Source organism: Caballeronia sp. GAWG1-5s-s (assembly GCF_023631445.1).
Lineage (GTDB): Bacteria > Pseudomonadota > Gammaproteobacteria > Burkholderiales > Burkholderiaceae > Caballeronia.
Window position 1 is genome coordinate 94,190 of the sequence record NZ_JALQDC010000020.1, and the last position, 20,596, is coordinate 114,785.

General features: G+C 63.3%; 16 protein-coding genes, 1 pseudogene and 2 CRISPR repeat arrays. All 17 genes and pseudogenes read left to right on the forward strand.

Translation table 11 applies throughout. From position 1 onward, the window contains the following. Positions 1–4: 4 nt before the first annotated feature. The 17 genes and pseudogenes from NCR34_RS13900 to NCR34_RS13980 all read left to right on the forward strand — a co-directional run bounded on the left by NCR34_RS13900 (position 5) and on the right by NCR34_RS13980 (position 20,525). Positions 5–304, forward strand: a complete 300-nt coding sequence (locus NCR34_RS13900) for a sarcosine oxidase subunit delta (RefSeq protein WP_175940838.1) — start codon at positions 5–7, stop codon at positions 302–304. Then, positions 301–3,303 (forward strand): sarcosine oxidase subunit alpha family protein, encoded by a 3,003-nt coding sequence (locus NCR34_RS13905; RefSeq protein WP_250500120.1) that lies wholly within the window; start codon positions 301–303, stop codon positions 3,301–3,303. Before NCR34_RS13900 ends, NCR34_RS13905 begins: the two co-directional genes overlap by 4 nt. After that, entirely contained in the window at positions 3,293–3,958 is a 666-nt protein-coding gene (locus NCR34_RS13910; protein ID WP_250500121.1) for a sarcosine oxidase subunit gamma, read from the forward strand. The genes NCR34_RS13905 and NCR34_RS13910 overlap by 11 nt, the downstream gene beginning before the upstream one ends. Then, positions 3,955–4,383: a dihydroneopterin aldolase gene (locus tag NCR34_RS13915; RefSeq protein ID WP_250500122.1), complete on the forward strand. Its 429-nt coding sequence runs from the start codon at positions 3,955–3,957 to the stop codon at positions 4,381–4,383. Before NCR34_RS13910 ends, NCR34_RS13915 begins: the two co-directional genes overlap by 4 nt. After that, positions 4,380–4,634 (forward strand): annotated as a pseudogene (locus NCR34_RS13920) (hypothetical protein); the annotation flags it as partial. The gene NCR34_RS13915 and the pseudogene NCR34_RS13920, both read left to right, overlap by 4 nt. A 75-nt stretch (positions 4,635–4,709) precedes the next feature. Continuing rightward, positions 4,710–5,712: direct repeats of the CRISPR family, unit length 28 nt; unit sequence GGCCTATCTCCGCGTACGCGGAGGAACC. 91 nt (positions 5,713–5,803) lie between these two features. Further along, positions 5,804–6,501: direct repeats of the CRISPR family, unit length 28 nt; unit sequence GGCCTATCTCCGCGTACGCGGAGGAACC. Between the two features lie 331 nt (positions 6,502–6,832). Then, positions 6,833–9,472, forward strand: a complete 2,640-nt coding sequence (gene cas3, locus NCR34_RS13925; protein WP_250500123.1) for a CRISPR-associated helicase Cas3' — start codon at positions 6,833–6,835, stop codon at positions 9,470–9,472. Positions 9,473–9,482: 10 nt separating this feature from the next. Then, a complete protein-coding gene (locus NCR34_RS13930; RefSeq protein WP_250500124.1) occupies positions 9,483–11,102 on the forward strand; it encodes a type I-E CRISPR-associated protein Cse1/CasA in 1,620 nt (539 codons plus the stop codon). Next, entirely contained in the window at positions 11,099–11,725 is a 627-nt protein-coding gene (gene casB / locus NCR34_RS13935) for a type I-E CRISPR-associated protein Cse2/CasB (protein ID WP_250500125.1), read from the forward strand. Before NCR34_RS13930 ends, casB begins: the two co-directional genes overlap by 4 nt. Positions 11,726–11,771: 46 nt before the next feature. Continuing rightward, positions 11,772–12,947 carry a type I-E CRISPR-associated protein Cas7/Cse4/CasC gene (gene cas7e / locus NCR34_RS13940; protein WP_250500126.1) on the forward strand — a complete coding sequence of 392 codons (1,176 nt, stop codon included), beginning with the start codon at positions 11,772–11,774 and terminating at the stop codon, positions 12,945–12,947. 13 nt (positions 12,948–12,960) lie between these two features. Next, positions 12,961–13,713 (forward strand): type I-E CRISPR-associated protein Cas5/CasD, encoded by a 753-nt coding sequence (cas5e, locus tag NCR34_RS13945; RefSeq protein ID WP_250500127.1) that lies wholly within the window; start codon positions 12,961–12,963, stop codon positions 13,711–13,713. Further along, positions 13,700–14,464, forward strand: coding sequence for a type I-E CRISPR-associated protein Cas6/Cse3/CasE (gene cas6e, locus NCR34_RS13950; protein WP_250500128.1), 765 nt, complete (start codon positions 13,700–13,702; stop codon positions 14,462–14,464). The genes cas5e and cas6e overlap by 14 nt, the downstream gene beginning before the upstream one ends. 15 nt (positions 14,465–14,479) lie before the next feature. Further along, on the forward strand, positions 14,480–15,367 hold the full coding sequence (gene cas1e / locus NCR34_RS13955) for a type I-E CRISPR-associated endonuclease Cas1e (protein ID WP_250500129.1): 888 nt from the start codon (positions 14,480–14,482) through the stop codon (positions 15,365–15,367). Next, positions 15,339–15,638 carry a type I-E CRISPR-associated endoribonuclease Cas2e gene (cas2e, locus tag NCR34_RS13960; RefSeq protein ID WP_250500130.1) on the forward strand — a complete coding sequence of 100 codons (300 nt, stop codon included), beginning with the start codon at positions 15,339–15,341 and terminating at the stop codon, positions 15,636–15,638. The genes cas1e and cas2e overlap by 29 nt, the downstream gene beginning before the upstream one ends. Before the next feature lie 561 nt (positions 15,639–16,199). Beyond that, positions 16,200–17,045, forward strand: a complete 846-nt coding sequence (locus NCR34_RS13965) for a hypothetical protein (RefSeq protein ID WP_250500131.1) — start codon at positions 16,200–16,202, stop codon at positions 17,043–17,045. Then, on the forward strand, positions 17,045–17,356 hold the full coding sequence (locus tag NCR34_RS13970; protein ID WP_250500132.1) for a hypothetical protein: 312 nt from the start codon (positions 17,045–17,047) through the stop codon (positions 17,354–17,356). The genes NCR34_RS13965 and NCR34_RS13970 overlap by 1 nt, the downstream gene beginning before the upstream one ends. Positions 17,357–17,508: 152 nt before the next feature. Further along, complete coding sequence (locus tag NCR34_RS13975; RefSeq protein ID WP_250500133.1) at positions 17,509–18,027, forward strand: hypothetical protein; 519 nt, start codon at positions 17,509–17,511, stop codon at positions 18,025–18,027. 1,079 nt (positions 18,028–19,106) lie between these two features. Beyond that, positions 19,107–20,525: an MFS transporter gene (locus tag NCR34_RS13980; RefSeq protein WP_250500134.1), complete on the forward strand. Its 1,419-nt coding sequence runs from the start codon at positions 19,107–19,109 to the stop codon at positions 20,523–20,525. Positions 20,526–20,596 lie beyond the last annotated feature (71 nt).

The following is a 20,596-nucleotide window of genomic DNA, read 5'->3' on the forward strand; positions in this document are numbered from 1 at the left end:
GAACATGTTGCTGATCGAATGCCCCTGGTGCGGGCCGCGCGCCGAAAGCGAATTTTCCTGCGGCGGCGAAGCGGACATTGCGCGCCCGCTGGAAACGGAAAAGCTCACCGACAAGGAATGGGGCGATTACCTCTTCATGCGCAAGAACCCGCGCGGCGTGCATCGCGAGCAATGGATGCATGCGCAAGGCTGCCGTCGCTGGTTCAAGGCGCAGCGTGACACGGTGACCTACGAGATTCAGGGCTACGAGACGTTCGACCGTCCGCTGGCTGTGATGGACAACAAGGAGGGAGCGTCGAAATGAGCCAGAAAGACCGACTCGCCACGGGCGGGCGCATCAATCGCGCCATCGCGCTGACCTTCACGTTCAACGGCAAGACGTATCAGGGCTTTCAGGGCGATACGCTCGCGTCCGCGCTGCTCGCTAACGGGCAGCACTTCGTCGCGCGTAGCTGGAAGTATCACCGGCCGCGCGGCATCGTGACGGCGGGCGTGGAAGAACCGAATGCGGTCGTGCAGCTCGAAAAGGGCGCTTATACGGTGCCGAACGCGCGCGCGACCGAAGTCGAGCTGTATCAGGGTCTCGTCGCGGAGAGCGTGAACGCGAAGCCGAACATCGAGAACGATCGCATGGCGATCAATCAGAAGTTCGCGCGCTTCATTCCGGCGGGCTTCTATTACAAGACGTTCATGTGGCCGCGCAAGCTGTGGCCGAAGTACGAGGAAGTGATTCGCGATGCAGCCGGTCTCGGCAAGGCGCCCGAAGAACGCGACGCGGATCGCTACGACAAGTGCTTCGCGCATTGCGACGTGCTCGTGGTCGGCGGCGGACCGTCGGGTCTCGCTGCGGCGTATGCGGCGGGCTTGTCCGGCGCGCGCGTGATTCTCGTCGACGATCAGCGCGAACTGGGCGGCTCGCTGCTCTCGTGCCGCGCGGAGATCGACGGCAAACCCGCGCTGCACTGGGTCCAGAAGATTGAAGCCGAACTGCGTACGATGCCGGACGTGAAGATACTTTCGCGCAGCACGGCGTTCGGCTATCAGGACCACAACCTCGTGACGGTGACGCAACGCCTGACCGATCACTTGCCGGTGTCGATGCGCAAGGGCACGCGCGAACTGATGTGGAAAGTGCGGGCGAAGCGCGTGATTCTCGCGACGGGCGCGCACGAGCGTCCCATCGTGTTCGGCAACAACGATCTGCCGGGCGTGATGCTGGCGTCCGCGGTATCGACGTATCTGCATCGCTATGCGGTGCTGCCGGGCCGCAACGCCGTGGTGTTCGCCAACAACGACGACGCGTATCAATGCGCGCTCGATCTCAAGGCGGCGGGCGCGCAAGTCACGGTTGTCGATCCGCGTCCTGCCGAGACGAAGGGCGCATTGCCCGCCGCCGCGCGACGCTACGGCGTGCGCGTGATGAACAACGCCGTGGTGACGGCAGCGCACGGCAAGCTGCGCGTTTCGTCGGTGGAAGTGGCTTCGTATGCGAACGGCACGGTCGGCGCGAAGCAAGCGGACCTGCCTTGCGACCTCGTCGCGATGTCGGGCGGATGGAGCCCGGTGCTGCATCTCTTCGCGCAATCCGGCGGCAAGGCGCACTGGCACGATGAGAAGGCATGCTTCGTCCCCGGCAAGGCGATGCAGGCGGAGACGAGCGTCGGCGCATGCGCGGGCGACTTCACGCTGGCACGCGGCATTCGCTTCGGTCTCGAAGCGGGCGCGGAAGCGGCGCGCGCAGCGGGACATATCGTGGCGCGGACGCAGCCGGTGAAGGTCGCGGAGATCGCGGAAGCGCCGATCATGCCGCTGTGGCTCGTCGGCGGACGCGAACTCGCGACGCGCGGACCGAAGCAGTTCGTCGATTTCCAGAACGACGTTTCCGCCGCCGACATCTATCTCGCCGCGCGCGAAGGCTTCGAATCGGTCGAGCACGTCAAGCGTTATACGGCGATGGGCTTCGGCACGGATCAGGGCAAGCTCGGCAACATCAACGGCATGGCGATTCTTGCGCAGGCGCTCGGCAAGACCATTCCGGAGACGGGCACCACGACGTTCCGCCCGAACTACACGCCTGTCACGTTCGGCACCTTCGCGGGCCGCGAACTGGGCGAGTTTCTCGATCCCGTGCGCAAGACCGCCATTCACGAATGGCACGTGCAGAACGGCGCGATGTTCGAGGACGTCGGCAACTGGAAGCGCCCGTGGTACTACCCGAAGGGCGGCGAAGACATGCACGCGGCGGTCGCGCGCGAATCGCTCGCGGTGCGTCAGAGCGTCGGCATTCTCGATGCATCGACGCTCGGCAAGATCGACATTCAAGGCCCCGATGCCGCGAAGCTGCTGAACTGGGTCTACACAAACCCGTGGAGCAAGCTGGAAGTCGGCAAATGCCGCTACGGCCTGATGCTCGATGAGAACGGCATGATCTTCGACGACGGCGTGACCGTGCGCCTCGCCGAACATCACTACATGATGACGACGACCACCGGCGGCGCGGCGCGCGTGCTGACGTGGCTCGAACGCTGGCTGCAAACCGAATGGCCCGACATGCGCGTGCGGCTCGCATCGGTGACGGACCATTGGGCGACGTTTGCCGTGGTCGGACCGAATAGCCGCAAGGTGCTGCGAAAGGTGTGTCAGGACATCGACTTCGCCAACGCCGCGTTCCCGTTCATGAGCTATCGCGATGGCACGGTGGCGGGTGCATCGGCGCGTGTCATGCGCATCAGCTTCTCGGGAGAACTGGCCTACGAAGTGAACGTGCCGGCGAACGTGGGCCGCGCGGTGTGGGAAGCCATCATGGAAGCGGGCGCGGAATTCGACATCACGCCGTACGGCACCGAAACGATGCACGTGCTGCGCGCGGAGAAGGGCTACATCATCGTCGGACAAGATACCGATGGCTCGATGACCCCGTTCGACCTCGGCATGGGCGGCCTCGTCGCGAAGTCGAAAGACTTTATCGGCAAGCGCTCGCTCACGCGCTCGGATACCGCGAAGGCGGGACGCAAGCAGTTCGTCGGCTTGCTCACGGACGATCCTTCGTTCGTGCTGCCGGAGGGATCGCAGATCGTCGCGGGTCCGTTCCAGGGCGATACCGCGCCGATGCTCGGTCACGTGACGTCCAGTTATTACAGCCCTGTTTTGAAGCGTTCGATTGCGTTGGCCGTCGTGAAGGGCGGGCTCGACAAGATCGGCGAAACCGTCACGATTCCGCTTGCGAGCGGCAAGCAGATCAACGCGAAAATCACCAGTTCGGTGTTCTACGACAGCGAAGGAGCACGTCAACATGTGGAATGAAACCAAAGGTTCCTCGACCGTTGTGGATCGCATGACGGTCGGGCAGAGCAGCCTCGGCCCGACGTGGCAGGAGTCGCCGCTCGTGGGCGCGGATGCGTTGATGAAGGCGCATCATGCGGGCGCATCGAAGGCGTTTCGCTTGACGGAGCGTCCGTTCCTGCAACTCGTGAACGTGCGCGGCGATACACGCGATGCCGCGTTCATGCGCGCGGCGGAGAGCGTGATCGGCTGCGCGCCGCCTTCGATGCCGAACACCATCGCGAAGGGCAACGGCTACGACATGCTGTGGCTCGGGCCGGACGAATGGCTCGTGCTGTCGGAAGCGCAGCACGATGCATCGCGCGCGGCACCGCTCGAAGCGCGACTGCGCGACGCCATCGCGGGCGTGTTCGCATCGGCGGTGGATATCGGCAGCGGTTATACGGTGCTCGATATCGACGGTCCACGCACGCGCGATGTGCTTTCGCGCGGCTGTCCGCTGGATCTGCATCCGAAGGTCTTCGGCGCGGGACAGTGCGCGCAGAGCCACTACTTCAAGGCGTCGATCACGCTGGTGCCGCTGGGCGGCGATCGCTTCGAAATCATCGTGCGTCGCAGCTTCGCGGATTACTTCGTGAAGATCATGCTCGATGCGGCCGAGCCGTTACTCGCATGAAGCCGTACGAGCCGTTGCATGCGGGCGGACAAGGATGGCGCGTCATCGTCGATGAACTCGTCGTGATGACGCGCGTCGGGCTTTACGAGCACGAGCATCGCGCGCCGCAGGCTTCATCCATCGATGCGAGCTTGCGGTATCGCGGCATGCCTCGCGAAGACGAGCTGATCGATTACGAGGCGTGGTGCAATCGCGTGACGGCGTATCTGCAAGAGAAGACGCATACGCGCTTGCTCGAAACGCTTGCGGTGGAGATTGCGGCGTTATCGTTCGATGCATGGCCGGCGCTCGATGCGCTTACGCTCGCGCTCTCCAAGCCGAAGATTCGCGAGGGCACGCGAAGGCTCGCGCTGGAACTCGACTGGCGGCGCGCGGATTACGATGCGTGGCGAGTGCAGCAGACGCTTGCTGTGTCGAGCGCATGAACGCATCGCGCGATGCGGCGGCGCGGCTTTCTGAACGCGCTTGCAAAGAGCATGATGCGCAGGCGGCGCTGGCGTTGCTTGATCGGAGTATCGCGTTGGGGCATCGGCGGATTGCGCTGATTCGGTATTTGCACGCGCAGTATCTCGGTGCGGCGCTGGAGGGGCGGCATCATGTTTATGTTAAGGAGATTGCGTCGAAGTTGAGTGGGGAGGCGTTGGCGGGGGTGGTGAAGGCGGCGCGGGGGAGGTTGGGGGGTGAGGGGTTGAGTTGTCTCCGTGTGGGCGGAGGAAGCAACACTTCACGCACAGCTTGCTTGGTCGCCCGGGGCCTATCTCCGCGTACGCGGAGGAACCTAAGGTCGCGAGTGGAACCGCCGGCTCACGAACGGCCTATCTCCGCATACGCGGGCGAACTGCGGGCCGATACGTAGCATCCGTTCGACAGCAGGGCCTATCTGCGCATACGCGGAGGAACCTGAGTCCAGGATTGTGATTCCTGTCGTCGTGGGCCTATCTCCGCATACGCGGAGGAACCGCGATTTCACGCGCGCGAGCTGCGCTTTCGAGGGGCCTATCTCCGCATACGCGGAGGAACCACGCGATCAAGATGACCGACGTAGCGCGCCGGGGGCCTATCTCCGCGTACGCGGAGGAACCGTCAAAATTCTGCTGATGTTCTGATTCCTGATGGGCCTATCTCCGCGTACGCGGAGGAACCGAACGCGCGATGACAGGCAGCATCGACCGCCCGGGCCTATCTCCGCGCACGCGGAGGAACCGAGATGGACGAGTTGAATACCGAGATGGACGAGGGCCTATCCCCGCGTACGCGGAGGAACCTTCCTCGGCAGCCTGCTGAAAAGCCCAGTCCACGGCCTATCTCCGCGTACGCGGAGGAACCCCGCTATACAGCCCCGTACCAGCCGCCTGCTCGGGCCTATCTCCGCGTACGCGGAGGAACCGCAAGAATCTCCGCGACCTTGATCTGAACTTCGGGCCTATCTCCGCGTACGCGGAGGAACCGTGTATCGCCCGGGCGATAAGGGCGGCGACATGGGCCTATTTCCGCGTACGCGGAGGAACCCGTCGCACGCGGTACGGGAAACAGGCCGAGTGAGGCCAATCTCCGCGTACGCGGAGGAACCCGCTTCAGCTTTATCGAGGGCGGCGCAGAAGAAGGCCTATCTCCGCGTACGCGGAGGAACCGGTCGATCCAATCCTGTTTCGAGAGCTTTTCGGGGCCTATCTCCGCGTACGCGGAGGAACCTACGGCGCGAGCGATGCGGCCGGGCGGTACCAGCGCCTATCTCCGCGTACGCGGAGGAACCTCCAACATCTTCAGATGAACCGGTGGTGTCTTGGGCCTATCTCCGCGTACGGAGGAACCCGCGTGATCACGGACTACGTGGACGACAACGCGGGCCTATCTCCGAGTACGCGGAGGAACCGACCGCTTCCAGAACGACAGGAAGTGCCGCGCGGGCCTATCTCCGCGTACGCGGAGGAACCGAGTTCGACGGTGCGCGCGGCGAGCTCTTTCTGGGCCTATCTCCGCGTACGCGGAGGAACCTGCAACATGGCCAGGCGCAGCGTGTCGACGATGGGCCTATCTCCGCATACGCGGAGGAACCTCTTCAAGATGGTGCTGGACCACTCGGTACAAGGCCTATTTCCGCGTACGCGGAGGAACCGCAGGCGGTTACGTGTGGCTGATGACGCAAACGGGCCTATCTCCGCGTACGCGGAGGAACCTGCGCGAAGATCCGCCCGCCGGGCGCGACCTTGGGCCTATCTCCGCGTACGCGGGGGAACCTGAGCAAGCTGTCGGGGAGCGATCATGAATGACGGCCTATCTCCGCGTACGCGGAGGAATCCCCGCGCTCACCCAGTTTGCGGGAGATTTGATGGGCCTATCTCCGCGTACGCGGAGGAGCCGCCGGCGAAATCGCCGGATACATGGCGGGATCGGGCCTATCTCCGCGTACGCGGAGGAACCCGACCGAAAGATCCACGAACCACGATTCGGGAAGGCCTATCTCCGCGTACGCGGAGCAACCGGCGTGACGTTCATTCCCGGTACCGCACAGGTGGGCCTATCTCCGCGTACGCGGAGGAACCGCTACCACCTAACTTTATGATGTTAAAGAACAACCCGCATATCCGATGTCTCGGATTCGCTTTTCTGCACGCGAGTATGGTGAGTCGAGAATCGGCTGTCAAATGCGGTCTTTGAGCGCCGTTTGCGTGTGCGGCGGACGGCCTCGCCCGTCCAAATGCAGCTATCGAAGCAATGGAGCAATGAGGCAACGGCCAACATCGCTGCTTCCTTGCATCGATAAACTTTGACACGTAAACAAGGCTTGTCCGCCCGTAGTCGATGCTAGTCTAAGCATTCCGAACAAATCGCCGTAAGGAATAAAACGCACGACGAGGACCACAGCAGGCAATCATGGAACCGCAAGCGCATCCGCTAGAGCCGTGGGGAAAACTGAGCCGCGACGCCGCCGACTGCATCGGCGAACGCAGCATGCACCCGCTGTACGACCACATGTTGGACGTCGCCGCCTGCTTCCTAGCCGCGCTCAAGGAAGGCACGCGTTTGCGCAACGCCTTCGACACCGTGGCGGGTCGAATCTTGAGCGAGCAGGACATCGAGCGGCTCGCGGTCTTCGCGTGCCTCCATGATCTCGGCAAGGCGAACAGCGGCTTCCAGGCAAAGCGTTGGAAAGGCAACGCGCCGGCTGGCTGGCCGTCGCCCGCGGGTCATGGCGTCGAAGCATTCTTGCTGTTTCGCGACGAAGACCTCGCTTCGTGCTTGCCGCTCGACTCCATCAAAAGATGGAGCCCTGACGCGGAGTCGTTGCTGCTGGCGAGCCTTTCGCATCACGGCCGTCCATTGCCGGTTCCGCACGGTCAAGACCCAATCATCTGGAAGCCGGTGCAAGACCGCGCAGGCTCCGTTATCTACAGTCCAAAAGAAGCCATACGAAACATCGGCGAGCAGTTGCAGCGCGACTTCTCCCGCGCGTTCGAGCCCGATGGCGAGCCGTTGCCATCGACTCCGGCGTTCGTTCATCTTTTCGCGGGCGTCATCCAGTTCGCGGATTGGCTCGGATCACATCCCGGCTTTTTTCCCTACAGCGATCCGGGCACACGTCGGACGCGAGCGGAGGCCGAAGAACGCGCGACACGTGCTATATCCACAATCGGCCTCGATGCGTGCGCCGCGCGCATCGAGCTCCTGCAACGCCCTATCTCGTTCCAGTCCGCATTCGAAGGCAAAGCGCCGAGGCCCGTGCAAGCCGCGCTCGGCGACAGCGACCTCGGACCGTTGCTCATACTCGAATCGGAGACGGGTAGCGGCAAGACGGAAGCCGCGCTATGGCGTTTCGTCCGGCTCTTGGCCGAGCATAAGGTCGATTCGCTGTATTTCGCGCTGCCGACGCGCGTCGCCGCAGCACAGGTATACGAGCGCGTGCTGAAGTTCGTGCGTAGTCTCTGGCCGCTCGACGCGCCCGTTGTCGTTCGCGCGCTTCCGGGCTATGAAAGCGCCGACGGCAGCGACAAGATCGCGCTGCCGGATTTCATGGTGCAATGGTCCGATCACCCCGGCGACGCGAGAGCCGCGACGCGCTGGGCGGCGGAATCGCCGAAGCGTTTTCTGGCGGCGACGATCGCGGTCGGCACCATCGACCAGGTTCTGCTTGCCGGGCTCATGGTTCGTCACGCGCACATGCGTCATGCCTCGCTGAGCCGCTCGTTGCTGGTCGTCGACGAGGTGCATGCGTCGGACATCTATATGTCGCAACTGCTGGAGCAGGTGTTGACCGCGCACGTTGGCACGGGCGGCCATGCATTGTTGTTGTCGGCGACTCTCGGTTCCAGGCAGCGCACGCGCTTTCAGCAGATCGCGCAGCGGTCGGCGGCGGCGCTCGCTTTGCCGAGCGTGGAGCAAGCCTGCGCGTTGCCTTATCCCGCGCTGACTGACGGCGCGAACATCCGTAGCTTGACGGCCAGTGGCGCGTCCAAGACCGTCCACTGGTCCACGCTCGACGCAATGGATGACCACGAGCGCATCGCGCGTTTGGCGATCGACGCAGCAAGCCGTGGCGCACGCGTGCTGATCGTTCGTAACACGGTGCCATCGGCCGTCGCGACGCAGCAAGCCGTCGAGCGTCTCATCGACGGTTTGAGCGATCGAGGCATACTGTTCGAGGTGAACGGCGTCGTCACGCTGCATCACGGTCACTTCAGCCGCCAGGACCGTCCGCTGCTCGATGCAGCGGCGGAATCGCGCCTCGGCAAGACGCGGTCGGCGCTGAAGGGCTGCATCGTGGTCGGCACGCAGACGCTCGAGCAGAGCCTCGATATCGACGCCGATCTGCTCATCACGGACATCTGCCCGATGGATGTGCTGCTGCAACGCATCGGCCGTCTGCATCGGCATGAGCGAGACGCACACGAGCGGCCCGAGGGCTTTCGGCACGCATATGCGTGGGTCCTGACGCCAGCCGGTAATCGGTTAAAAGCCTATATAGACGAGCCCTGCAATGGACTCGGGCGATCGAAGAACGGGGGCGGCGTGTACCGCGATCTGCGCATGATCGAAGCCACCCGACGACTCATCGAAGAAGCCCCATGCCGCGTGATTCCGCGCGATAACCGTCTTCTGGTCGAACGCGCGACGCACCCCGACTGTTTGCTAGCGATCCAAAGCGAACTCGGACCCGCGTGGGAAAAGCTCGGCCAAGAGCTCGAAAGTGGGCAGGAGAGCGAGCGGTCTCTTGCCCGCAGGCAGGCGCTGGACTACAAGGCGCCATTTCCCGACCGCCTGTTTCCGCCCGACGAGCGACGCTTGGCGACACGTCTTGGCATGGAAGACCGCCTGGTCGAATTCGATCCACCCGTGCCCGGTCCGTTCGGCGTCGATGTGCAGCGTATCGCGCTGCGTCACCACATGCTGCACGGCGACGTCGATCTAGACGCGAAACCTTGCAGCATCGAGCTCGTTGAGCACGGCTTCGAATTCTCGCTTGGCACGAACGTATTCCGCTACGGCCGCTACGGCGTCAAGCGTGTGAAACCATAGCGCAAGGACGATGACTGACATCACCCTCCACCATCGCTTGCTGGATGACCGCCTGTTGCGTTATCGCGATGCTTCGGGTCACGCGCAGGATGCCACGCTGCCCGAACTGTTCGTCGCGATGACGGCCGATACCGTGCGCGACTTCCCTGCGCTTCGGCCGCATCAACGGCATCCGTGGCATGCCTTCCTGACGCAACTCGCGGCGATTGCCTTGCATGCAGCCGGGCGGTCGGAGCCGTTCGAGACCGCGGGCGAATGGCGGGCGGCGCTTCTCGCTCTGACGCCGGAGGATCCCGATGGCGCGTCGTTCTCGCTCGTTGCGCCTGACGACCGTCCCGCCTTCTTGCAAGCGCCGTGCGCGCCAGGGGAATCGCACACGTGGAAGAAAGCGCCGCTTGTGACTCCCGACGCATTGGACATGCTGGTGACTTCGCGCAATCACGACGTGAAAGCCGCGCGCATGACGAACGCGCAGCCCGAGGACTGGGTGTACGCGCTCGTGAGTTTGCAGACGCAAGAGGGCGTCATGGGCGCCGGCAACTACGGCATCTCACGCATGAACGGCGGTCTGTCCAGCCGGCCGGCTTTCGGAGCCGTTCCGCAAGGACTCTGGGGCAAACGGTGGCAGCGAGACACGCGGCGGCTGCTTCAGCATCGTCAGGAGATTGTGGACAAGATGGGGCTCAAGGGGACCAACGGACTTGCGCTGATCTGGACGAAGCCCTGGGACGGCGTTAGCAGTCTTTCGTTCAGCGAACTCGATCCGTTTTACATCGAAGTGTGCCGCCGCGTGCGTTTGGACTTGGCGAATGGAAAGCTGCTCGCGCTTACGACGAGTAGCAAGACCACGCGCATCGCCGCCAAAGATCGTCTGGGCGCAACTGGGGATGCGTGGACGCCCGTCGCCGTCGCGGGTGGAGAAGCGTTGTCGATCACGGCTAGGGGCTTCGATTACAAGCTGATGAGCAAGCTCGCGTTCAAAGGCGACTATGCCGAGACGATCACTCGCAAGATCACGCGCGATGACGGCGAGAAGGGCATCGTGCTGCTTGCGCAAGCTGTCGCGCGCGGGCAGGGAAAGACGGAGGGCTATCACGAACGACGCATGCCCATATCCCGGAGTATGCGCGAGGCGTTCCTGAACGGCCGCATCGATGAACTCGCCGAGGCGGCCGACAGGCGTATCAGCGTTATCGGCGATATGCGCACGGTGCTTTGGAGCGCGCTGTGCGCTCTGTTTGCCAACGGCGAAGAGAACGTTCGCGACGAGCTGAAAGAGAAGGCGAGCCGCTTCGCGAAGTCATTCGAGCAGGCCGAAGACCGTCGTTTCTTCAACGACCTGATCGTGGAAATAGATGGCAACACGTCTGAAGAACGGCAACTCGCGCACGAGCAATGGCTCGCTGAACTCGCGGACCGCGCGGAACAGGTGCTGACTCGAGCGTTCGTCGCGGGGCCACGCGCGAGTACGCGGCGGTATCGTGCGCAGAGTGCGGCGCTCTCGCGGTTTCGCGTCGGTATTCATTCAAAGAAGAAGGAGGAACTGCAGACCATGGCGCGTGTGTTGAAGCAACGTTCGCAAGCGCGCAAGGCGGCTATGGAATCGGATATGCAAGGACGTGCGATATGAAGTCGACAGAACCATCGGCCGGAGCACCGGAACAGTCTGCGGGGCAAGCTGCTGTACAGACTGCGACGCCCAGCCTGAGCTACCAAATAGAAGCCATCGCTGCATTTCTGAAAGACGCCGGCGAGGGCGTGAAGGCATCGAAGAACGACCGCGTGGCGCTCGCGCGTCTCGACCCGGAAGCCGAGGAACTCACCACCGCGCAAACCGCCGCGCTCACTCACGCCGCAGAGCGCGCGAAGCTGGACACCATTCACTGGAGCCTCGACCGATGGCGTCGATGGGCGTTCATCGCATACGGCATCGCGCTTGCCGGGCACGATCGAGGCGCGGAGAACGGCGGCCTCGGCGCCAATTTTGGCCGACAACTCGCGACGGCCGGTGTGTCGGAGGCGCGCGTGACGCGGCTGCTCGACGCGCGCGGAACGGTGTTCTTCCAGTTGCTGCGCCGCGTCCTTCGGTTGTTGGCGAGCAAAAGCGTGAAACCGAACTGGGTACAACTCGCGAGGCTCGTCCTGAACGAAGGCGCGCGCGATGACAAGGGACGGCGTATCGCTGAGAAGACGCGCCTCGATATCGCGCATGCGTTCTTCGCTGCAAAACCGAGCGAGTCGCGGGACGATTGAAGACGAGAAGGCTGGCAACCACGTTCGACAAGTTTAGGACAAGGAAATGACGTATCCGCGCTTTATTCAGATTCACACGCTGCACAGCTATTCCGCCGCCTTGCTCAACCGCGACGATTCCGGCATGGCCAAGCGGCTGCCTATGGGCGATGCCATTCGCACGCGCATTTCATCGCAATGTCTGAAAAGGCACTGGCGTGTGGCGGAAGACCGTCATGCGCTTTCGACGCTCGGCGTTCCGATGGCCGTCCGTTCGCGGGAAACGCTCGCGGTGGTCCGCGACGAGTTGGTCAAGAACGGCGTCTCGGAAGCCTTGGCTCAGACAGCCGTCGAAGCGTTGCGCTTCGGCGGTCTTCTGGACAAGGCCGGCAAAGTCCGCAAAGGAGACGAAGCGGTCAAGACCGGTCAGGCGGTGCTGCTTGGCACGGCGGAGATCAAGTACCTGGTCGAACGTTGCACGGCCCTTGCTCGCGAGCATCAGGATGAAGACGGCCTCAAGGCGGCAGTCGCGGCTTTTCTGAAGAACGAGTCCGCCAATATCGTCGCGCTCAAGCACGGCAGCGGTCTCGAATCGGCGTTGTTCGGACGCATGGTGACGTCCGACGTGCTCGCTCAGCGCGATGCCGCTGTGTACGTCGCGCATGCGTTCACGGTCCACGAGGCGCAGGTGGAGAACGACTACTTCACCGTTGTCGACGACCTTCTTCGCGAAGCGGGCGAGCAAGGTTCCGCGGGCATTTTCGATACCGAACTGGCATCGGGCCTTTACTACGGTTACGTCGTCGTCGATGTTCCGCAACTGGTGGCGAATCTGGAAGGCATCGCCGCGAGCGAGTGCTTCAATGCATCGCCGGACCGGCGCGAACTTGCCGCACAGGTCGTGCATCACCTGTTGCATCTGATCGCTACCGTCAGCCCCGGCGCGAAACGCGGATCGACCGCTCCGTTCGGCTATGCGAATCTCATGCTGGTCGAGACGGGAGATTGGCAGCCGCGCAGCCTGAGCGCGGCCTTCGAAACCGCGTTGCCGCTGAAGGGCCATGACATACGCGACGCCGCTGTCGATCGCATCGCGCAAGAGTTGAAGAAGCACGATGCCGCATACGGCGCGCTCGACCGAGGCTTTGTCGCTCTCAATCCCGCCGATATCCCGAACGCCAAGCACTATTCGCTGGATAAGCTCGCGAATTGGGTGCAGACGCGCATCGTCAGGGGCGCGTGAGATGCGGCGTCACATGTTGATGCGCCTGCGTGCGCCGCTCGTCGCGTTCGGAGGCGAGGCGATCGACAGATACGGCGTGATCCGCGATTTCCCGGCGCTATCGATGATTACCGGGCTGATTGCGAACGCGCTCGGCTGGGATCGCGGCGAATGCGAGAAGCATGATCGCCTTCAGACGCGTCTCGTGATGGGAACGCGGCTGGACAATTTTGGCGAGCGGCTCTGCGACTTTCAGACGGCGCAGATCTCGAGGAAAGATAGCGGCTGGACGTGGCGAGGCATTCCCGAGTCGCGCGATGGCGGCGAGGATACGTACAAGAGCCCGCACCTGCGATACCGCGATTATCACGCCGGCCTCGACGCGCTGGTCGCATTGCGGCTCGAACCCGCCGACGAGTCGCCCACGCTCGCCGACATTGCCCGCGCGCTCGACCGGCCGCAGCGTCCGCTTTTTATCGGACGCAAACCATGCTTGCCGTCCACGCGCGTGTTCGCCGGTTTCATCGACGCCGAGCATGTGCTCGATGCGTTGCTGCGCGCGCCCTTGCCTCCAAGCGCGCCCGATGAGGCCTTCCGCATGCAATGGCCGAAAGACGAAGGCGCGGTGCCCCAAGCAAAGACAGAGGCGCTCGACGTCTGCGACGAGCGCAACTGGACGAGCGGCGTGCATGGCGGATGGCGTCCCGTTCTGGAAATGAGCGCGAAGCGGGCATCGTTCGTCAAACATCCATCGATATCGCCGGAATTCTCGTATGACCGCGCTTAATCTCATTCACTGTCAGCCTGATCCGCAGAAGTTCGGGCTGTGGGCATCGCGGCATGGCGTGCTGCCGTCCGGCGGCGATCTCGGCTACGCATTGCATGCGGCGCTGCACGCAGTCTTCGGTCCGCTCGCGCCCAAGCCTTTCTATTACCGTGACGCTCGCGCCGGGCTGATCGCCTATTCCCCGCACTCGCCCCAAGCGTTGCGCGAGGCGAGCGCGCTCTGCGCCGCGCCCGAACTGGCGGATGCACTCGGCCTCGATGCAGGCCCGCGTAGCGCGGGCCTGAACATCCGCGCTTTTCCGACGCAATGGCAGGCAGGGCGCGTGCTGGGCTTCGAAGTGCGCGTGCGGCCCACGCGACGCCGCGAGCGCGCCGACGAGAAAAGAGTCCGCGAACGCGATGCGTTCCTGGTCGCGTGCTCGCAAAGACCCGAAGACGACGATCTGCGACGCGAGGCCGTCTACGCTGAATGGCTGAACGAACAGTTCCGATCGACCGGAGCGGCCAGTCTGGTCGAAGCTCGTATGACGCGGTTCCAGCTCACGCCGGTGCTTCGTCGCACGCAAGCCGTTGCCGGCGACGGCACGCCTCGGCAGTCACGTTCCATCGACGGCCCGGATGCGGTGTTCACCGGACACTTGCGCGTCGACGAGGCGGATGCCTTCGCTCGGCTGCTTGCGCGCGGCGTCGGACGACATCGCGCGTTCGGGTTCGGCATGCTGGTGCTGAAGCCGGCGTCAATCGACGGTTGATCGCGCAGGCGCGACATGCTGAAGGGGCGGCTCCCGCTCGACACGTCGCGCGTGCCGCATGGGGATCGTCATGGGCTGCTGTGGCTGGAGCGCGGCGAACTCAGCGTCATCGACGGATGCCTGCATTTCACGAGCGGGCAATACGTCGACCAGATTCCGCATCAGTCGGTATCCATGATTTTGCTCGGCCCCGGCGGTAGCGTGACGCACGACGCGCTGCGTTCGCTCGCGCGCCACGGCACCCTGCTTGCCGCAGTCGGCGCGAGCGGGGTGCGCAGTTACACCGCGTTGCCGCTCATGCCGGACCGCTCGGATGTCGCGCGGCGGCAAGCCGAGCTGTGGGGCAGCGCGCGCCGACGGCTGGCCGTTGCGCGGCACATGTATGCGATGCGGTTGGGCGAGGTGTTGCCGCATCGCGATCTGGATACGCTGCGCGGCATCGAAGGTGCACGCGTGAAGACGATCTATCGGTTGCGCGCGCAGCAATTCGGCATCGACTGGAACGGGCGGCACTACGACCGCGCGAATCCCGATGCCGCCGATCTCGCCAATCAGGCCATCAATCACGCGGCGACGGCTGTGCAAGCGGCGGCGGCCATCGCCGTGCAGGCGCTTGCGGCTGTGCCTCAGTTGGGGTTTATCCACGAGGATTCGGGTCAGGCATTCGCCCTGGATATCGCTGATGTTTTCCGCGATGACGTGACGCTCTCGATAGCCTTCGCCGCGGTCAAGCAGGCTGAGCGTGGCGCGGAGACCATCGACCGGCTCGTGCGACGAGAGGCGGCGCGCGTCTTTCGCAAGCAGCAGGTGATTCCCGCGATGATCGATCGTATCAAGCAGGTGCTGCGGGTCGACGAGAAGCTGGAGGAGGCGGATGGCGCTGGTCGTAGTGGTGACGCGTGACGTGGCGGAACGCTTTCGGGGGTATCTGGCCTCGGTGATGCTCGAGGTGTCGGCTGGCGTGTACGTCGCGCCGCGGATGAACAAAGGCGTGCGCGAGCGGACGTGGTCCGTGCTCGCCGAGTGGCACGGCGCCGAGCCGAGGGGCAGCGTCGTGATGGTTTGGAGGGAGCTCGATGCGGTCGGCGGAACCGGGATCGCGCAGTTGGGATCGCCTGCGAGGCAGCTCGTGGATGTGGATGGGATGTGTTTGGTTAGGCGGGAAGCGCGGTAGGCGAGCCGTCATCGTTCTCTGAAAATTTGGATTTGTCGATGGATGGGGGCGGGGGTTTTGTCTTTCCGATCATCGAGTTATGTGGGAGAGGTTCCTCCGCGTACGCGGAGATAGGCCCCATCAGTCACTTCGAGCGGGGACCAGACCAGCGGTTCCTCCGCGTACGCGGAGATAGGCCCCGCGGCGTGAGCCCGTAGCGTTGTTTCATCGAGGTTCCTCCGCGTACGCGGAGATAGGCCCTTCGACGCCGAGATCGGTCGAAAGATCGCGCGGGTTCCTCCGCGTACGCGGAGATAGGCCATACGCATCGAGAATCGCCTCACTAGTTCCTCTGTTGGTCGCGCTTCCCCCGTCCCACGGCCGGCGCAGGCAGACGCTGACCGACTGCAACTCTCGTCCCTGCCGTTCTGCCCGCACGCGATTCCTTCATGGGAACGAGAGAGCATCTCCCATGCTTCCTACACCGCCCCCACAATTTTTGACGCGCGATGGCCGGCCCATGAACGCTTCAAGCCGATATTCTGCGTTCCTAATGAAACGAAGTTAGCAGAGAAGCACATCATGGCTTGTCGGTTATCGGTTGGCTTTGTTGACGTCACCTTGTATTCCCGCAACGAATCGATCAGATCGGGAGACTTCGAGGCGCGCCGAGCGATCGAATCAGCAGAAACACTTCACCTGTCGGTGGACGGGTCGGACACCTTGCGCAGGTTCCTGGGCAGGCATACGAGCGGCGGATACTTGTCGCCAGACACCCATGCTTCGGACGTCTTGCGTTGGCTGAAGGGCGGGGTGGCAAGTGGCAACATCGTGGCCGTCTCGTCCGCACGCGAGTCGCGACAAGCAGGCTCGGGTCGTCGAGAAGAGCAACCACCGCGTCCCTCTTATGCGACGGTAACGCCGTCGCAGCTTTATCGCAAAGCTGCGCCAGAAAGACCGGACAGCGCGCTCGGGCGCGTCGCCCGATCATGGCAAAGGCTTCCGGCTGAAGACGGACCTGCGATTTTCCGGTCAATGCCGGGTGACCTGCTGCCAGACGGGCGCATCGCTACGCCGCTGACAGAAGGCGGCTCGCTCTTCGCTGGAATCATGATGACGGTCGCAGGGGCGGCCACCGGCGATCTCGGATCGGATGACGCCCGTTCGCAAGCGACGACCTTCGGCGATGACAGCACACCGCTCGGCGAAGCATCGCCATTCGAGTATTCTGAGGATTCTTCGCTCGGCAATGTGCTTGATCTAACAGCGAGAGGCGTGAGCGAGGCCGATGAGGCAGACTGCTTCGGCGAGTATCAGACGAATCTGACGATGTGCGAGGCTGCTCGCGCCACCTTCCAAGACCTGCGCACGCTTGCGCTCTGCAAAGAGCGTGCGTTCGAAAGGTTTCAAGCCTGTCGAGGATATTGATGACTAAACGTCTTTACGCAACGGTCGTGTTCTATGACGAAGACACCCAGCAACTTCGACTATGCGGCACATTCCGCGATCGCGTGCAGTCGGCCATCGACCGCGCCGGTTTTGTATTCAATATTCCCACTGACAGAGAAGATTTCAGCACGGAACCTGTGACGGATGAACACGCACGTCAGATCGGTTACATGGCCATTCTTAGTCAAGCACAGAACCATCCCGAACTGCGAGCGCGCCTGCGTCTCACTCTCAAGGAGCCGATGCATTGGGATGCTGGGCCTGAAAAAGATCAAGACGGCGGAAACTGAGTACGGTTTGTCGCTTCAACAATTGGGCTTATAGGGACAGCCGCTGGCGATGAAAGCACTCGGCGTCGCATGGCCAACCTTCTGGCGTTAGGTCAGCCCGAACTGAAACAACACATGAGCGCCACGCAACGAAGTTTGGATGACGAAGGACCATGATGTCCCAACTACCACGCGCTACCATCGTTTTCTATAACGTCAACCGCCATCAACTGCAGCTATGCACCGTGCCCCAGACTGAAGTGCAGAGTGTGATCGACCGACGATTATCGCGTGGGCTCTCCATGAACCTGCCGCTCAGTGCGGATGACGAGGATACATTGCCCATTACCGATGATGTCTTGAGGCAGATCGGGGGCGTAGCGGTGCTGAGTCAAGGCATCGCAAATCCCGAACTCCGAGCCAGGTTCCAGTTCGATACGCCAGGCACGATGGAATGGGGCGAAGTTGATGCAGGGCGGCCGAAACCGAAGGACGACTGTGGGTGCTGGTTGTCGGCTGGCGTGTACGTGACGCTGCAAATCAGCAGAGGTGTGGGCGAGCGGACGTGGTCGGTGCTCGCCGAGTGGCACGGCACGGAGGCGAGGGCCAGCGTCGTGACGGTTTGGCCGGAGGTCGATGCGGGCGGGGAATTGGGATCGCGCAGTTGGGATCGTCAGCGGGGAACCTCGTAGACGTGGTTTGGGTGCATCTGGTGAGGCGGGGAGCGCTGTAGGCGACCTGATATTCGTTCTTTGAAAATGTGGATTCTTCGGTGGGTGGAGTTGGGCGTTCTGCGTTTCCAATCAACGAGTTATGTGGGAGAGGTTCCTCCGCGCACGCGGAGATAGGCCCAAGCGGCTTGTGCTCATGCGTCCCTCGCGTCGGGTTCCTCCGCGCACGCGGAGATAGGCCCACAAGATCGCGTGTGCAGTGGTCGAGCAGGTTGGTTCCTCCGCGCACGCGGAGATAGGCCCCGATGCCTGAGAGCGTGCGCGACCGCTGCACGGTTCCTCCGCGCACGCGGAGATAGGCCCGCCGCTGAAGTCGAGCGGCTTCAAGCGCAAGCGGTTCCTCCGCGCACGCGAAGATAGGCCCGCGCGGATGCTCGGGGTGATGGTGGCCGCCGCGGTTCCTCCGCGCACGCGGAGATAGGCCGTGGGGCTGGCTGTTTCCCGGATATAGCGAGGGGGTTCCTCCGCGCACGCGGAGGTAGGCCCCACTCGCTCGGCGCGCTCATGCCGTCGCGCAAGGTTTCTCCGCGCACGCGGAGATAGGCCCTCGTCCAGCAACATGGCCTTGCGTCGCTGCACGGTTTCTCCGCGTACGCGGAGATAGGCCCAAGCAACACCTGAAAACGGCCGCTGTGATTCTGGTTTCTCCGCGTACGCGGAGATAGGCCCGTGCGTGACTTTGCATTCGGAGACAGGAATGAGTTTCCTCCGCATACACGGAGATAGGCCGCATCGCCTGCTGCGCCGTCGAGCGACGCGCCCGGTTCCTCCACTCACGCGGAGATAGGCCCATCGAGCCGATCATGCCGCCGCCGCTGTTGCCGCTTTCTCCGCACACGCGGAGATAACCCCCCAATCCGGCCAACTGCGCGGCGGTGACAATTCAGGTTCCTCCGCGTACACGCAGCCCACGCCCCCCCATGACGCCCCCATTCCACCCCCATGACGCATTCCTTCTATGTCGCGGCTTTATGTCGGCGTCTACTGAAAAGACCTGCAACGAACCCAAGCGGTCACACACCGCATCGAGAGGAACCACAATGTCCACCGCCACACAGCCCCGCGCGAGCGCCGCGGCGCGGCTCGAACGCCTGCCGTTCTCGAGCTATCACCGCACCATCTTCATCATCATCGCGGTGGCTTTCTTCTTCGATTCCGTCGACCTTGGCACCATGACCTTCGTGCTCGGCTCGATCAAAACCGAGTTCGGCCTGTCGACGGCGACGGCGGGCCTCGTCGCGAGCGCGAGTTTCTTCGGCATGGTGCTGGGTGCGGCCGTCGCGGGCCTGCTTGCCGATCGCTTCGGCCGACGTCCCGTGTTCCAGTGGAGCATGGTGCTCTGGGGCGTCGCGTCGTATCTCTGTTCGGCGGCGCATTCCGTCGAATCGCTGATCTTCTATCGCGTGCTGCTTGGCATCGGCATGGGAATGGAATTCCCGATCGCGCAGACGCTGTTGTCCGAGTTCGTGCCGACCGCATCGCGCGGCAGAGTCATTGCCCTGATGGATGGCTTTTGGCCGCTCGGGTTCATCGCATCCGGCGTGGTGTCGTACTTCGTGTTGCCGCAGTTGGGCTGGCGTACCGAGTTCGCGTTGCTCGCCATTCCCGCTGTGTTCGTGCTGATCGTGCGGCGCGTGGTGCCCGAGTCGCCGCGTTGGCTCGAACATCGCGGACGCACGGCGGACGCTGACAGCGTGCTCGCGAACGTCGAAGCGAAGGTGATGAAGGCGACCGGCTTGCACCAGCTGCCGGCGCCCTCGATGCTTGCCGAGCCGCCGGTCGCGAAAGGCGTCGGCGCATTTCGTGAAATTTGGAGCGCGGCGTACAGGCGTCGGACGATCATGGTGTGGATGCTATGGTTCTTCGCGCTGCTCGGCTTCTATGGGCTGACGTCATGGCTCGGCGCGCTGATGCAGCAAGCGGGCTTCGCGGTGACGAAGTCTGTGCTCTATACGGTGCTAATTTCGCTCGGCGGCGTGCCGGGTTTCTTGTGCGCGGCATGGCTCGTCGAGCGATGGGGACGCAAGCCGACGTGCATCGCATCGCTCGTCGGCAGTGGCGTGATGGCTTATCTGTATGGGCAGACCGCGCTGCACGCCGAGACGCCGACCTTGCTGATCTGCGCCGGACTCGCGATGCAGTTCTTCCTCTTCGCGATGTGGGCCGCGCTCTACACCTACACGCCTGAGCTATACGGAACAGGCGCGCGTGCCACCGGATCGGGCTTCGCGTCGGCGATCGGGCGCGTGGGGTCGTTGATCGGGCCTTATGTCGTGGGCGTCGTGTTGCCGGTGTTCGGGCAGGGCGGCGTGTTCACGCTCGGAGCGCTGTGCTTCGTGGTGGCGGCCTCGGCGGTTTGGGTGTTGGGCGTGGAGACGCGAGGCGTGGCGCTGGAAAAGCTCGTCTCAGAAGCCGAGCACGATGAAGGCGCGAAGGTCTGGGCCTCGGCGGAGAACTGACCCCCTGTCGCTCCCAACCAAACCCACGTCGCATTCGACGCAAGTGATTTTCGCGGCCGAGCGTACTCTTC